The organism is Sphingorhabdus sp., from assembly GCF_035329025.1.
Lineage (GTDB): Bacteria > Pseudomonadota > Alphaproteobacteria > Sphingomonadales > Sphingomonadaceae > Sphingorhabdus_B.
Window position 1 is genome coordinate 1 of the sequence record NZ_DAOLHN010000055.1, and the last position, 13,721, is coordinate 13,721.

Annotated in this window: 15 protein-coding genes; 6 read left to right on the top strand and 9 right to left on the bottom strand. The window is 56.7% G+C overall.

The window, feature by feature from the left end:
- Positions 1 to 210 (bottom strand): MucR family transcriptional regulator (locus PKC81_RS13120; RefSeq protein ID WP_324336817.1); only part of this gene is annotated, 210 nt, incomplete at its 3' end.
- Between the two features lie 777 nt (positions 211 to 987).
- Here PKC81_RS13120 and PKC81_RS13125 point away from each other — a divergent pair.
- Positions 988 to 1,149 carry a nuclear transport factor 2 family protein gene (locus tag PKC81_RS13125; protein WP_298599959.1) on the top strand — a complete coding sequence of 54 codons (162 nt, stop codon included), beginning with the start codon at positions 988 to 990 and terminating at the stop codon, positions 1,147 to 1,149.
- Here PKC81_RS13125 and PKC81_RS13130 read toward each other — a convergent pair.
- Positions 1,139 to 1,972 (bottom strand): TauD/TfdA family dioxygenase, encoded by an 834-nt coding sequence (locus PKC81_RS13130; protein ID WP_298599961.1) that lies wholly within the window; start codon positions 1,970 to 1,972, stop codon positions 1,139 to 1,141. The genes PKC81_RS13125 and PKC81_RS13130 overlap by 11 nt on opposite strands.
- A gap of 29 nt (positions 1,973 to 2,001) precedes the next feature.
- Positions 2,002 to 2,742 (bottom strand): SDR family oxidoreductase, encoded by a 741-nt coding sequence (locus PKC81_RS13135; protein ID WP_298599963.1) that lies wholly within the window; start codon positions 2,740 to 2,742, stop codon positions 2,002 to 2,004.
- Positions 2,743 to 2,810: 68 nt separating this feature from the next.
- Between PKC81_RS13135 and PKC81_RS13140 the strand changes: the two genes are divergently transcribed.
- Together PKC81_RS13140 and PKC81_RS13145 are read left to right on the top strand one after the other, a co-directional pair.
- Entirely contained in the window at positions 2,811 to 3,314 is a 504-nt protein-coding gene (locus PKC81_RS13140; RefSeq protein ID WP_298599965.1) for a nuclear transport factor 2 family protein, read from the top strand.
- Positions 3,314 to 3,841 (top strand): nuclear transport factor 2 family protein, encoded by a 528-nt coding sequence (locus PKC81_RS13145; RefSeq protein WP_298599967.1) that lies wholly within the window; start codon positions 3,314 to 3,316, stop codon positions 3,839 to 3,841. Before PKC81_RS13140 ends, PKC81_RS13145 begins: the two co-directional genes overlap by 1 nt.
- A gap of 19 nt (positions 3,842 to 3,860) precedes the next feature.
- Here PKC81_RS13145 and PKC81_RS13150 read toward each other — a convergent pair whose 3' ends face one another.
- From PKC81_RS13150 to PKC81_RS13170, 5 genes are all read right to left on the bottom strand, one after another.
- The gene (locus PKC81_RS13150) at positions 3,861 to 5,006 is read right to left on the bottom strand and encodes an NAD(P)/FAD-dependent oxidoreductase (protein WP_298599989.1); all 1,146 of its coding nucleotides are present in this window, start codon (positions 5,004 to 5,006) and stop codon (positions 3,861 to 3,863) included.
- A gap of 498 nt (positions 5,007 to 5,504) precedes the next feature.
- Entirely contained in the window at positions 5,505 to 6,425 is a 921-nt protein-coding gene (locus PKC81_RS13155) for a XamI family restriction endonuclease (protein ID WP_298599969.1), read from the bottom strand.
- Entirely contained in the window at positions 6,422 to 8,005 is a 1,584-nt protein-coding gene (locus PKC81_RS13160; protein WP_324336823.1) for a hypothetical protein, read from the bottom strand. The genes PKC81_RS13155 and PKC81_RS13160 overlap by 4 nt, the downstream gene beginning before the upstream one ends.
- On the bottom strand, positions 8,002 to 8,166 hold the full coding sequence (locus tag PKC81_RS13165) for a hypothetical protein (protein ID WP_298599973.1): 165 nt from the start codon (positions 8,164 to 8,166) through the stop codon (positions 8,002 to 8,004). Before PKC81_RS13165 ends, PKC81_RS13160 begins: the two co-directional genes overlap by 4 nt.
- Positions 8,167 to 8,238: 72 nt before the next feature.
- Complete coding sequence (locus PKC81_RS13170) at positions 8,239 to 9,372, bottom strand: tyrosine-type recombinase/integrase (protein ID WP_324336824.1); 1,134 nt, start codon at positions 9,370 to 9,372, stop codon at positions 8,239 to 8,241.
- Positions 9,373 to 9,506: 134 nt separating this feature from the next.
- Here PKC81_RS13170 and PKC81_RS13175 point away from each other — a divergent pair, with 134 nt between their 5' ends.
- The 3 genes from PKC81_RS13175 to PKC81_RS13185 all read left to right on the top strand — a co-directional run bounded on the left by PKC81_RS13175 (position 9,507) and on the right by PKC81_RS13185 (position 11,986).
- Positions 9,507 to 10,529: a hypothetical protein gene (locus tag PKC81_RS13175; protein WP_324336827.1), complete on the top strand. Its 1,023-nt coding sequence runs from the start codon at positions 9,507 to 9,509 to the stop codon at positions 10,527 to 10,529.
- A 373-nt stretch (positions 10,530 to 10,902) separates the two neighbouring features.
- Entirely contained in the window at positions 10,903 to 11,589 is a 687-nt protein-coding gene (locus tag PKC81_RS13180) for a ParA family protein (protein WP_324336829.1), read from the top strand.
- The gene (locus tag PKC81_RS13185) at positions 11,582 to 11,986 is read left to right on the top strand and encodes a hypothetical protein (RefSeq protein WP_324336831.1); all 405 of its coding nucleotides are present in this window, start codon (positions 11,582 to 11,584) and stop codon (positions 11,984 to 11,986) included. The genes PKC81_RS13180 and PKC81_RS13185 overlap by 8 nt, the downstream gene beginning before the upstream one ends.
- Before the next feature lie 40 nt (positions 11,987 to 12,026).
- On the opposite strand, the gene PKC81_RS13190 is transcribed toward PKC81_RS13185, so the two are convergent.
- Positions 12,027 to 13,145, bottom strand: coding sequence for a replication initiation protein (locus PKC81_RS13190; protein ID WP_022684431.1), 1,119 nt, complete (start codon positions 13,143 to 13,145; stop codon positions 12,027 to 12,029).
- Between the last annotated feature and the right edge of the window lie 576 nt (positions 13,146 to 13,721).

Genomic DNA, 13,721 nt, shown 5'->3' on the forward strand with positions numbered 1-13,721 from the left:
CTGACGATGGCCCACGGCCACAGCCGAAATTACACCACCTTGACGGACGCGACCAACAGATCCAGTGGAAAGGCTCGACAACGCGCTGTGCACATTCCCGATGAGCAGAGGTAGATCAGAAACGGCCACGCTATTATTGCTGACATGCGCTGCAACAATGTCTGCGGTCAGCGTAATGAATAATTCTGCATTTCCTTCAACGTCCGACATGGTTCCCTCCAAAGTAGCGCGACTGGACGTAATGGCTAAACAGAATTGATCAAGCAAGAAGAGCAGCTATGGCAGATTTGCTCCGTCTCCCTTAGCTCTATACCATTTTTCGGGCGTTCGATCCTCATCAAGAGGACCGGCCCAAGGCCGGCACAAACCCTTCGCCTGTTCGGGACTACCGAGCAGCCAGTTTTCCCTATCTTGGGGGGCAATGATTACCGGCATTCGATCATGAATCCGAGATACAGGTGGCGCGCTCCGTGTCATCACCATCGAATATACATTACCCTCCTCCTCCTCGCGCCAAATGCCGGCAACAGAGAAATGATCTCCGTCACCATAATCGCCGCGAGGAACTGAATACCAGGTTCTGGTCATATTGCCGGACGGTCCCTCGGCCTCGGCAAAGCGCATAACCGGAATTAGGCATCTGCGGGTCGCAAAGCTCTCCCTCCACAGCGGAATGTGAAGGTTCTCGGAGCGAGCGTTGTTCCAAATATCGGGCTTAATTTGTTTGGTCGGATCTCGCTTGCTGAATTTTGGCGTGGTAAACCCCCATTGCATCTTGTGAAGGCGCTCCTCGCTCGTCCAGACAGCCCCCTGCCCTCCTGGATTGATCTCATCGCTGGGCAAATTGCAGGCGCGAGAAAACTAAACAAGTTTTTCCGTTTTGTTCTCAGTTAGCGTTGTTTAGCGTACTTTCCACGCTCTGCCCTCTGCTGGGCCCCGTCGCAATAGATCTTGACGGCGATAGGGCAGTGGCGCGGGGGCACAGCGTTGTTTTTTCGCAACACTCCGTCGGGCTTCGAAGTCTGGCGCGTATCCGCCAATCGCTGGGAACTGGTCCGCACGGACGGCGGCTGGCGTGTCGAGCGGCGCGTGAACGCCCCGCTCGACGGCAGCGAAGGTGCACAGGCTTTGCTCGGGTTCAGTGGATAGGCACGCCGTCGATCGTAATCCGGTGCATCAGCCGCCGGTGGCCATGATAATCGTTGAGCGCATAATGCCAGGTCGATCGGTTGTCCCACATGGCAACCGTGCCCTGCTGCCATTTCAGGCGGCACTGGAATTCATCCTGTATTCCAACCGAGTAAAGATAGTTGAGGAGTGCAAGGCTTTCGTCGCGGCTCCAGCCTTCGATATGCGTCGTGAAAGCGGAATTGACATAGAGCAGTTTCTGCCCCGTATCTGGATGGCGGATCACCAGAGGGTGCACCGCATGTGTCTTGAGTTCCCGGCCTTTAAGATCAGATCCTTGATCAGAATTGCTGAGGAAGCCCTGCGGCCCGTAAATATGGTCTGCGGTGTGCACCGCACGCAAAGTTTCCAGCGTCGCCTTCAACCCGTCTGAAAGTGATTCATAAGCAGCCGCCATGCTGGAAAATAGCGTATCGCCACCCACAGGTGGGAGCTCGCGTGCAACCAGGATCGATCCCATCGCGGGAATCTGGTCATAGCTATGGTCAGTGTGCCAGCCGCCGCCGATATTCGCCAATTGCGTCTCTGCCTTGCGGACTTCGGCAATTTCCGGGAATTTGCCATTCTCCGGAAAATAGTTGTTCACGACGATTGGTCCGATCTTGCGCGCGAAATCGATGTGCCCCTGTTCATCAATCTGCTGGTCGCGAAACACTACAAGACCGCGTGCCGCAAGCTCTGCCTTGATTGCCGCGACGTCGCCGTCGGTTAGATTGTTCAGATCGAGTCCCAGCATCTCGGTGCCGACATGCTCTGACATCTTCTCCAACTGTATCGTCGTCATTTCCTCTCTCCTTATCCTTATCCCAATGCCTATCCCGCCAGCTGCCCGCCGTCGATGGTGAACAGTGATCCAGTGATCTTGCGTGCCTCTTCGCTTGCCAGATAGGCAAAGAGTGCAGCGATATCCTCCGGCTCGCAACTGCCGTTTTCGAGCTTGGGCGCGTTGCGCATCACCAGATCCCAATTGACGTCGCCCGCTGGCGGGGCCGAATTGCCCATCGGCGTGTTGACATGTCCTGGGCAGATAGCGTTGATGCGGACACCTTTTGCCGCAAACTCGACTGCCAGCCCCTTGGTGATCGCGGCGACGCCATGCTTCGATGCCGAATAGGCGATGGTGTAAGCGATGCCCTGCAAGGCAGCGGTCGACGCGGTGTTGACGATATTGCCCTTACTCTTGATCAGGTGGGGGAGCGCGGCCTGACACAATACGAAGACGCTTGTGGTGTTGATCTTCAATATGCGTTCGAAATCTTCGACCGCAAATTCGGTGCTCGGCCCCCATTTGAGCATGCCCGAAATATTGCACAGCACGTCAAGCCCGTCGGCAGCCGCGGTAGCGACCAGCGCGCGGCAACTTTCAAAGTCGGTCGCATCGAATGGCTGGATACGCGGAGCGCTGTCCATCATCTCTGCGGTTTTCTGCAAGCCCGCTTCGTTGACATCGCCGATGGTCACCGAGGCGCCTTCGCTGGCGAAGCGGATTGCGGTTGCCCTGCCAATCCCTGAAGCCGCGCCAGTTACCAAAACCTGCTTACCCTGAAAGCGCATCTGTTCCTCCATTAAACCTTGATTTGCGTAATAACTGACTTCATTCTCTACGCAAAGGAGAAAGCGGGATGGGAATCGAAGAAAGATTGCAGAGATTGGAGGATGATCGCGCTATCCGCGACCTCAAGGCGCGCTACCTTCGCGCCTGCGACAGCAAGGATCCTGAATCCGTTCGCGACTGCCTGCTGCCGACTGGCGCGGTGATTGCCTATGACGGCTTCCCGCCGTTCGACAATCGTGACGATTTTGTCGCCATCTATTCCCAAATGGGCTGCGCGCCGGGGATATTCGATATCCACCATGGCGCAAACGGCATCGTGACTTTCGAAAGCGAAACCCGCGCGACGGGGCAGTGGTCGCTGTTCTTTCATAACATCAACTTGGCGACCAAGACGTTGACGCAAATGGGTGTCGAATATGACGATGTTTATGTGAAGCAGGATGGCCGCTGGTGGATGGCCGAAACGCGTTCGCGGCGGCTTTCCTGCCTGATCCATTCGGTCGATGATGCGGGCGCCACAATGGTCGCCGTGATGGGTGATCCCCCAGCCAGTTTCGGGGAGGCCGCATAATGCCCTTCACCCTCCAGCAACTTTCCGACCTTGAGGATATCAAACAACTCAAGCACCGCTATTTCCGCTCGATCGATACCGGAAACGAGCTTGAATTGGCCAGCGTGTTCACCGAGGATGTGACGATTGACTATCGCGGAGGCGGCTACCGCGCGAAGCTTCAGGGGCGGCAGAACATGGTCGATTTTATCGGCAGTGCATTCAACAGCGATATTGTTGCCCAGCATCACGGCCATTGCCCGGAGATCGGCTTTACCGGACCCGACAGTGCCGAGGGCACATGGTATCTCGAGGATCGGTTCATCGATCCGATTCGGCAGGAAGACACGATCGGAACCGCGATCTACCGCGATCGCTACGTGCGGACTGCGGACGGCTGGAAAATCGCCCATAGCGAATATGACCGGGTTTACGAAATCGCCCGCCCGATCCCTGCGGACGAGCGGCTGAGCTTTCACCTATTGGCGAAAACGGGACGCAAACCGGAAGCGCGGATCGACACAACCAAATGGCTGGAATGGTATTGAGGGGCACTAGGCCCCTGTTTTATACCATATCGAAAGCATCAAAATCGGGCTTTGCCATGGCGTCGGCAAAGGCATCATAATCCCAGGGCCAGGTGATCGGAACGCCGGTCTTGTCTAGGTACCAGCTTGTGCAGCCTGATCCAAAGATCGTTGCCTTTGCGGCCTTTATCCGACGATCTTCATAATCGTCAAAGGCTGCCTTGCTGGCAACAATGCCGCTGGCGTTGCTGCTCGACACACGATCCAGAAGTTGCGCGACATATCCCCATTGCCGTTCGGCTACGTCGATCAACGAGAAGTTTCCTACAGGCGAACTTGGCCCGTTGAAGAGGAAAAGGTTCGGGAAATCGGGGATGGAGATGGCCATATAGGCGGCACAGCGTTCCGCCCAAGCATCCTCAATATCGCGGCCGTTCAGGCCCTTGATCGAGATCGGGCGGACAAAGCGATCGGTATGGAAGCCGGTTGCCAGCGCCAATATGTCGAGCGGGTGCAATATACCGTCATTGTCGATCACTCCTTCGGGTACGATCTCCTTGATACCGGAAACGATGGTTTCGACATTGGGCATCTGGGCGACGCTGTAATAATCGTAAGAATAGATAAGCCGCTTGCACGCGGCCTTATAGGTGGGGCGCAACTTCTCACGCAGCACCGGATCGACGACCGCGTTTTCCAGGAAATTGCGGCAAATCTCCTCAATCTCATGGATCTGCGGGCTATCAAAATCGGTGATGCCCGAAGTAAAACGGCGGATATTGGCCCAATAGGTCTCGTCATAGCGAATGGCATCAATGGCCTCGACGCTGGCGCGGAACCTCGCCTTGTCTTCTTCGCTATATTCGAAATTGGGGTATGGCATGATCCATTGCGGAGACCGCTGGAAATGGACAATATCATGGCCATGCTTGCCGAGATGGGTAACCATCTGCACGCCGGTCGACCCGTTTCCAATCACGCCTATGCGCTTACCGGTCAGATCGATGGCAGTATCCCACTGGGCTGTATGCATCGCGCGACCGGCGAAGCTTTCGAGCCCCTTTATATCGGGAATCTTTGGATGATGCAGCACGCCTGTCGCCATGATCGCGACATGAGCGCTGTCCTTGTGCCCGTCCTTGGTCTCGATATCCCAATGATCGCCAGACCAGACCATGCTGGCGATTTCGCTGTTGAGGGCAGAGCGTTGATGGTACGCTAAACAACGCTAAGAGAGAACGAAAGTCGAACGATTAAGCTGCGCGAGCATCCTTTGGGAGATTGAGTGTTTTTCTGCCGACAGAAGCAGCTGCGCGTTCCCAAAGAAAATCGCCGGAGAATGCGATATGCTCCCACATCGGGTATAAGGCAGCCTGTCGATAATGAAAGCGCATCCAAGCGCCGCATTCAGGGCAAGGGCTTCGGCGATTGATGAGGGAATATTGTTCCCCTACCCTCGCGGACAGTTGCTCAATGTCAATCTGCCGCTGCAGCCCACATTCGTGACACCAAGCAAAAGCCTCCCTGCCGGACACCAACATCTCTGCGAGCGTCTCGCAGTTTGACAATGGCAGGGGCCGAATCGACATTCCCATCGTTTGGAACAAATATGGTACACGTTGCAACAATGAAAGGGGCAACCAAGACCGGATACGATTGCCCCAACATATTAGAATTGCGATCGTTAGCCGGTCTTAGTACTCTCGACAAATTCTTGCATTCGGGCCAGATCGTGCGCCCAAAACAGTGTAAGGCCGCCAGTCTGTGCTTGCTTCAGATTACGGACCTTGAATACGCCGGACAACATCGCAACAGGTACGATCTGGTTGGTACCGAACTCTCGATGCCAAATTCCGGCTTTCACGGCTGCATCATTGTTGATGCGTTTAACACTGTTGGTGGCGCTGTTGGAGACCTTGCACTCTATCGGCATAAGGCGACCATCGAACAAACGAACCGGAATATCTGCCTTCCTACTTCCTACCAACGCTTCCCCACAGAATTCGCCCTTTTCGGGGGCATCAGCGAGAGTGTTAATGACCCGCGTACCCGCATTCTTGAACCCCATATCGGTAAGAAACGCCTTCACTGCCGATTCCTGCGCTTCCTTTCCAAGGTTACGCCGATCAGTAGACACACGCTGCGCTGTGATTAGGGCTGCGCTCGCTACAATCGCCACTGTCCGCTCTTCAGCCGTTGGCTCGCGATCCTCAGCAATCCACGGAAAGCGCAAAGGATCGACTGCGATCAATATCGTATCGAGTATTCGCTGTGCCTGGTCTGGGTTTGCTGCGATCACGCCGGGGGCGAGCGACGCGTCCGCAAGGACTTTTAAGTCATCGGCTGAGATTGGCGGCCCAGCCAAATAACGCAGCGCGTCGCCAAGCTGATCCCTGAAAACTGCCGCTAGCTGTTCGGGAGTTAACGATGACGGATTAGCGACACCATATTCATTAAAAAGGCGCTGAAATTGCATCTCATATTTTGCAAAGGTAGAGATCCAGCGTTCCAAAGGTTCCTTCAATCGCTCGTCAATAAAAAGCTGACGCGATTTGCTGGCCTCGACAGTCAGCTCGGCCTCCGTCCATTGAGGCGGTGATTTCATATTGGCATATTTTCAAGTCTAGGCACAGCAATCCGCTCAATTTCCTTGGGCTCGAACTTCGTCAAACCACCTGCATAGGTTCGCCCACTTTCGACGCTGACATTTTTGCGGAGCCATCCAGCTAACAGATCGAGCTGCGAAGCCGTCATAGGATCACGCGGGTAGAGGCCATGAGCAATATTGATGTGCCGTGCCTCACAGAGATTTCGGACGAAGGCAGGTGAACGGCGCGCCATATAGGTGCATATGATCGGCGCCGGAGCTTTAAGTCCTATCGACCACCAAGCACGGCGGTTGCGCGCCGTATAGGATTTATCGGCACCGTGTTTCTTAGCCCAAACCAGAAATTTTTTGACACTGGCACGCGTCGCCGCAGGCAACTCGTCAAGATCCGCCGGAAGGTCCACAACCTTACGAAGTTCCATATCATCGATGAGGTTGTCTCCCGCACGAATAAGGTCACGAGCTTTGGTGACTGTGGGGGTGAGCACGTCCAACGGAAGTGCAGTGGTATGGTCTCCGGCGATCCATATGTCATTGTGTCCTGTGACGCTGCCTCGATGTACCCGACAAAGTTCGCCCAGTTCGATATAGCCCGCAGGGACCGCTGGCCCCGGACGGATAATAATGGACCATCGATTGGCAGCTTCAACCGTCGCCCAAGGCACCAATCGTCCAGACGAAAGCCCATTAAGCTGGTCCAGCGATTCTACCGCTCGAACCCTGAATTGTTTTGGACGCCGACCAACGCGAAAACAAGTTATCGCGCCTGTGGTTATTGCGTCGGCAAAAGGCATGGCTGCGGGATCAAGAACGTGAAGCGCGACGCCCCCTAGTTCGCTTGCGAGCAACTTTCGCAGAGTTGATCCATAGTTCACATCGAGCCATTCAGAGGAGGTAATAAATACCCCGTAATCACCGGGCTGGGCGAGCTGGAGTGTGCGAAGATAAAAGTGGATATGCAGCCCTGCGAGCTTGCTAGCTTTCACGCCATAACTCGCAGCTACCTCGCCGAACCACTGTTTGGCACTTTCGTCGATCAGATGGTGCCGAACATAAGGCGGGTTGCCGATGAATAGCGTCTTGCCCTCAATTTTTGGAACCGATGCAAGTCGATAATCTTCAACCATAATAGTCGACCGACCAATCAACCCGGCAACAGTCAGATTGGCGCGAAGGAGTAAGGCGGCAACTGGATCATATTCGATAGCCACCAAATGCGCCTTGGGGAACAGCAGACCTGCAGCAAGTAAAAAGCGTCCAGACCCAGCACCAGCGTCAACAACGCGAGTTGGCTCACCTTCTGAGGCCGCCCATGCGGTCATAGAAGCAATTATGGGGGCTGGCGTGTAAGTCGCCCCATCTGCCCGGCGAACGGCTGCTGATCTAACGCGCGCAAAAGCATCTCCTAGCGGATCATTGCCGCTTAAGATACTGGCGCGAACTTCGTTCGTGACGCTAACATTTCGATATGGCCGTATGCCCCTGCAAGCAGCCTGCTCCACTGCCGTTATTGTTAATCGCGGCGGCAAAAGCGCCAGCGCCAAGGCGATCAGGTCGCGTTCCGTCTGGATAATCATTTCTTTGGCACAGCCTTGGCCTGCTTCTCGTAACCGGCCCACAGCTCTTCAAACAAAACGTTCAAACGAATACCTCGACGGCCTGCCTCTGCCTTCACTTTGCGTGCAAGTTCAGTGTCGAGCCTAAAACCGACAATTTGTGAACCCTGACCTTCCGGCATTAACTCTTCCTTCGAGTCGACTCAGTGTTCGCAACATGTGTCGACACGTCGACACAATGTCAAGCCGCTGGCTCACTGAGCGAAACGCTTTGCCATCCTCGCACTCGCCCCTCCGCGCACCGCAAGCTTCTCTCCATAGCGGAGCACTGTTCGAGGATCCTTCCACCGGTAGGCTTGCATGATGGCCCCTAAACTTTCCTCGGCCGCAAAATTGTCCTGTGCGACACCTACACGGATCGAATGACTTGATATGCTCTTGACCACCCGCTCAAGCTCAACTTCTCCCATCTGCCCCAACAAACCGCGCTCATGCGCGGTGCGAACGAGCCGTTTATAGATCTCGCCAACCGAATTCGGATGCAGCGCATTTTTGCAGATCATGGCAATTGAGCCATCAAAATGCGTTTTGATCTGGCAAAAGACCGGACCGGTTTTGAGACGCCCTTCGCTTAGCCAGTCTTTGAGCGCCGACATCGTCGCCGGCGAGAGAAAGGCATAATCCCCTTCCCCCTCCTGGTCAGTCTTGCTGAACGGAATGAACAACCGCCCTGCCCCATCGGAATCTGGTCCCTCGATGTGCGCCACTTCGACCCGCACCAGCTCCGATCGGCGTAGCCCGGTATCATAGGCAACACGCAGCATGGCAATGTTCCGGAGGGCCAAAGCATCCAAACGGCCGTAGCTGCCACGCCTGCACGCCTTAAGGAGGGTTTTGAGCGACAAGGCAGCCTCCGGCCCATCCAGATCGACGACATCGCCCTTGAACCGCAAACCGAGCGCCTGGCGCTGCTTAGAGCCAACCTTTTTGCGGGCAGCCTTCAGCTCATAAGCAACCAGCTCGTCATCGGTCGGATCAACGAGACGGAGCAAACGATAAGCGCGGCCGACATGCACAATATAGCGTTTGATCGTGGCTGCAGCGCGCGGGCGCCCTTCCCGGTCCTCTCCAACAACCAGGCTCCGGACCCAGCGTGCAACATCACTTGCCCCTGCCCTCGCCGGATCGACGCGATTGGCCCGACACCAGCGCAGCCAAATAGCAAGATCAGACCGAAAGGCGCGGCGGCTATTGTACGACCAGGCGCGGAAGGCCGCATCGAGGCGTTCGACATCGATCCTCTCCGACCAATGCTCGACCGCGCGCAAATCATCGATAAGATCAGCAGGCTCTACGGAAGCTGCGGCCAGGATGTTATTGCTCAGCATAGTCTCCATTTTTGCTGTGGTTCGCGAAATTTGGTTGGCTATACCAATATAGTAGAGGTGTGATAAGCATTCATTATCAACACTAGGCATATGGGCATACTTTACCGAGAGGTCGTTTCAGTTCATAATTGGCTATGGAAAGCTTGCCCATATCGACACGGTTCGGCCCCGACTATACACCCAAAATGGTCACGGCGATAGCGGCTGCGACAGCCACGATTGCTCGGCTCGACGCCCGGATTATCGCCAGTCCCGTCGCGAAACCCTGGGCGATGCGCGCCACGTGGAGCGGCTATGCGCGGGCCTTGCAACTGCAATCCGCCGAGGTGGAGGAGATCGACGTATTTTCATGGGGCTGCGACCTCAGGATTCCCGGTCGCCCGCCCCTCCCCAGCCATCTCGACCTATTCGATCGCTTCGAGGAATGGCGCGCGTCCCTCGACGATCCGGACACGCTGGCCTGGCGCGACGGACTTCCTACCGCGATCGGCGATCCGGCAGCTTCGGCCGCCCACCCTCCCCTCGTCCGCGCGCTCGATACGGTCCGCCAGCTCGCCCGCATCGACCACAGCATCATGCCCTGGCTCGGCCTGCCGTTCGCGCTGCGCGATCGGGGCCTCACTGCATCTCCCCTCCCCTGCCTCGCCGGCGGCGCCAAGGCGTTCCGCTTGAAGCCCAGGCCCAATGACGACGATTGGCTGGTTATGCTGCGCGGCCTCGAAAGGGCGGCGACGATCGGCCTGGAGCGATTGCACAGCCTCGAGCGGCACTATCGCGACGCCCAGCGGACGATCGCAGCCGAATACCGACCTGGCGCGCTCCCTGCGCTTCTGGCACTGATCCAGTATCACCCTTTGCTCTCCCCGCAATCGGCTGCAGAGCTGCTTTGCATGAGTATCGCCGGAGCGAGCAAGCTGATCGAGCGCGCCGCGACCACCGGTCTGCTCGTAGAAATCACGCAGCGGCGAAGCTGGCGCCAATTTCTCACGCCGGACCTGGCCGCGGATTTTGGCTATGTGCGGCCAAAGCGTGGACGGCCTGCAAAAGAGCCCCCTCCCCTTCCCGTCAATCGCGACCTGGCTGCGGTATTCGATGCGTTCGACAGCGAAATGGCAGCAATAGACAATCTCCTCGTTAGGAAAAGCGATCCCAGTTAATTTCTACGAGCGCTTCTTACTTTCGAGAAATATGGGTTTTATCAGCTACTTATAACTGTGCAGCGTTATGTGCTGCATATCGTACCGCTCCTTGTGTTGCGATGTGTAACGCGCTGTGTGCAGCGCAGTCGCATTCGAGTGCGCGTACCGCTGCGCGGCTACACGCGCGGTCTACAGTACTGCTACCGTGTGATGGTGATGTGCATGTAGCATCGCTTGGACTCGCGCGTTCGAATACGAGCGCGCGGCATACTTGCACAGCGCCTATACCCGCGCTATCACATCCGCATACGGTTGGTGCTGCGCATCCTTATGCACGGTCGGCTTGTGCCGCGCAGGTGAACGCGCGGCCTTATATTAGAGGAGCTAACGAATGCCGGTCATCACCATCGCGCAGAGCAAAGGAGGCGCGGGTAAAACCACACTCGCTCTCGCGCTCGCGTCTGAATTCGAGGCACTAGGCGGCTCCGTATTCATGCTCGATGCTGACCGTCAGAACAGCCTGCTAAACTGGCACCGTGATCGCCGCGAAGAGGGAAGGGGAGGGGACTCCCTCATCACTGTGGAGGATGCCTCCCAGATCCGCGACGCCGAGATCGGAGCAGCTATCAAAAGGGCGAGGGAAAGTGCACAACTTGTGATCGTGGATTCTGAAGGGACGTCCAACTTCAAGACCGCATATGCCGCGATGGACTCTGACTTTGTCGTGATACCGACCCGCTCCTCGCGCCTCGACCTCGAAAGAACCGTCGAAACCAGCGAAATGCTGCAGAAGATGGGCGGCGGGGTGCCATACCGAGTGCTCATTACCCAAACTGGACAGGTCGCACGCTCGCGCGCCGAGTGGGAAATCGACGCGCAAATCAGCAGTGCATTGCCGATATTCAAGGAACAAATGCACACGCTCGATGCGTTCCGCGCCATGTCAAATTTCCGCATGACCCTCGCGGAAGTGGAGCAAGCTGGTCTCGCCAAAGCGGAGAAAGCCCGGCGCATAGCCCAGAGCATCCTCGCCGACGTCCTCGGCGAAATTCAGAACAAGGAAGCATCCAATGGCTGAACCCAAACCCGCAACTCCGGCCATGGGTGACATCATCGGCAAAACCCGGCAGCGCCTCGAAACGAATGACGATCCAACCGCTCGCCTCAAGAGCCTGATCGCGTCTACACCGCCGGCGGGTGCCGCGGTCGACCCATCCCCAACCCGGGAACCGCTCCGGCCAACGCCCCCGGCCAATTATTTTCCGCAGGTCCAAGCCGAAACCGCCGCAATTCCCAAGCGCAAACCAATGCGCGGGCCAGCGCGGACCAAACATATCACTATGCGCCTGTCGCAGCCCGAGCGTGACCGACTAGTCCTCTGGTGCGAGGCCAGAAACCTCAGCCTACCCGACGGCATCATCGCCTTGCTCGATCTCGCCGAAGGGGAGGGGCCTGTCGGGCCGGGGCCGGTCTGACGCCCAGGATGCGTTTATGTGAGTAATTGGGGGCAGGGGCCTATGCACGCCCACGTTGCTGCACGAAGGATTTACAAAACCCCTCCCACGACTTGTAAAGTGCATCCCCAACCAGGTTATCCAGTCGAGACCCCATCGTCTTGCGATACCCGCTCGCAATGAGATCCTTGTCCCAACCACCGCCATAATCCGCAACGATCGTCAACAAACGCGTGTCGGGGCAGAAGTGCAGGGAATCGCGGGGAAACGGCTTACGCTCGATAATCTTCGGCCGATCCGCGATCGCGATCGTCTCCACCGTGCCCTCACGCCGCGCGCGCCGACCAACCCTAGGACGATCCAACTCGCGCGCGGTCTCCTTCTGATCCTCAAGATCCTTGGGGTGAAACATCAGTTTCACGGCCTCGACCGGCCGACCGCGGCCCGATCCCCGGATTTCCTCCCATTCAACCGTGAAATCCGCCAGCTGATCGATCTCCGCCTTCGACTTCGCCAGCACATCGCGCCGGAACTCGGCAAAGTTCTTGAAGCTGCCGTCAGGAACTCCAAGCTTCCGCCGCAGTTCATCGACCTTCATTTTGTACACCCGGTTCTGCCGATTGATGATCAGACACCCCAGATCGTAAAGGGAGAGAGCATAGCGAGACTGCAGCGCAAGCATCACACCGAGATTCACGCGCGCATAATAGTCCGAACGCTGCAACACGCGCTTGAAATTATCCGAGAACTGAAATTCGACGACGCTCATCCCATCTTCGGAAATTTCCTCGACACAGCTCGCCAGCAACGCCTGCGACATCACCGCAGGTTTACCCTTCGACGTCGTCGTCCGGATACGAACAATGACCCGAAGCAATTCATCCATCACGGTCTGAATACGCTCATTACCCTTGTGGGAGCCTCGAAGCTCCTTCTTCGTAATAACGAACGTCTTGTCTTCATAGGCTTCCGGACCAGCCTTGCGCAGCATCAACGCGAACGCTTTGCGCGCAGCAGCGCCAAGCGAGCCGGTCTCGAACTCGGACTCGACCAATTCGCCGGGTTTGCTTACAAAATCGAGATCACGGCGGCGAATCACATCCGCAACGCGCAGCGTCCGGCTCAGACTCTCCAGCCCTGATGTTACCTCGATTTCCGATATGTCCGAATCGAGCTTCATATGAGTTGCATACCATCAACGTGTCATAAAGAGAACCCGCCCCCGTTTACTCACATAGACGAACCCCCGCCGACTCATGAAAAGAGGGCAGGGCGCTCTGTCACCAGCCCCCTGGTCCTCACATGAACGCGCCGCGAAACCCGCAGAAATACACGGGTTTAGGAGCGCCCCCCGATTCCTCACATAAACACGACCGGTTGGCCCAGATCATTCAGCTGCCGAAAGACCTGACAGTGTGCGCCCCCAGCGACTCACAATAACGCCGCTCCAAGCTGCTGATCCGAATCGGTTTTCCGGGGCGCCCCCGTCCACTCATATAAACGCCGATCGAAAGGACTGACCGCTTACCACTGCAAGTCCAGACGCCCCCGATCACTCATATAAAGAACCGCACGACCGGCGTCAGCCAATCCCGACCGCCACCATCGCCCTCAAAATCGACCCCAAATCCAGCACAGTCGGCCAACGAAACGATTCATTGGGCTGAATCAAACCCTTCCAAAGGCCACTTCATATGGAATCCCGGCCACCCCCAATCGCTCACATAAACCCCCGGACGCTCCTCCAGTTGCCCCC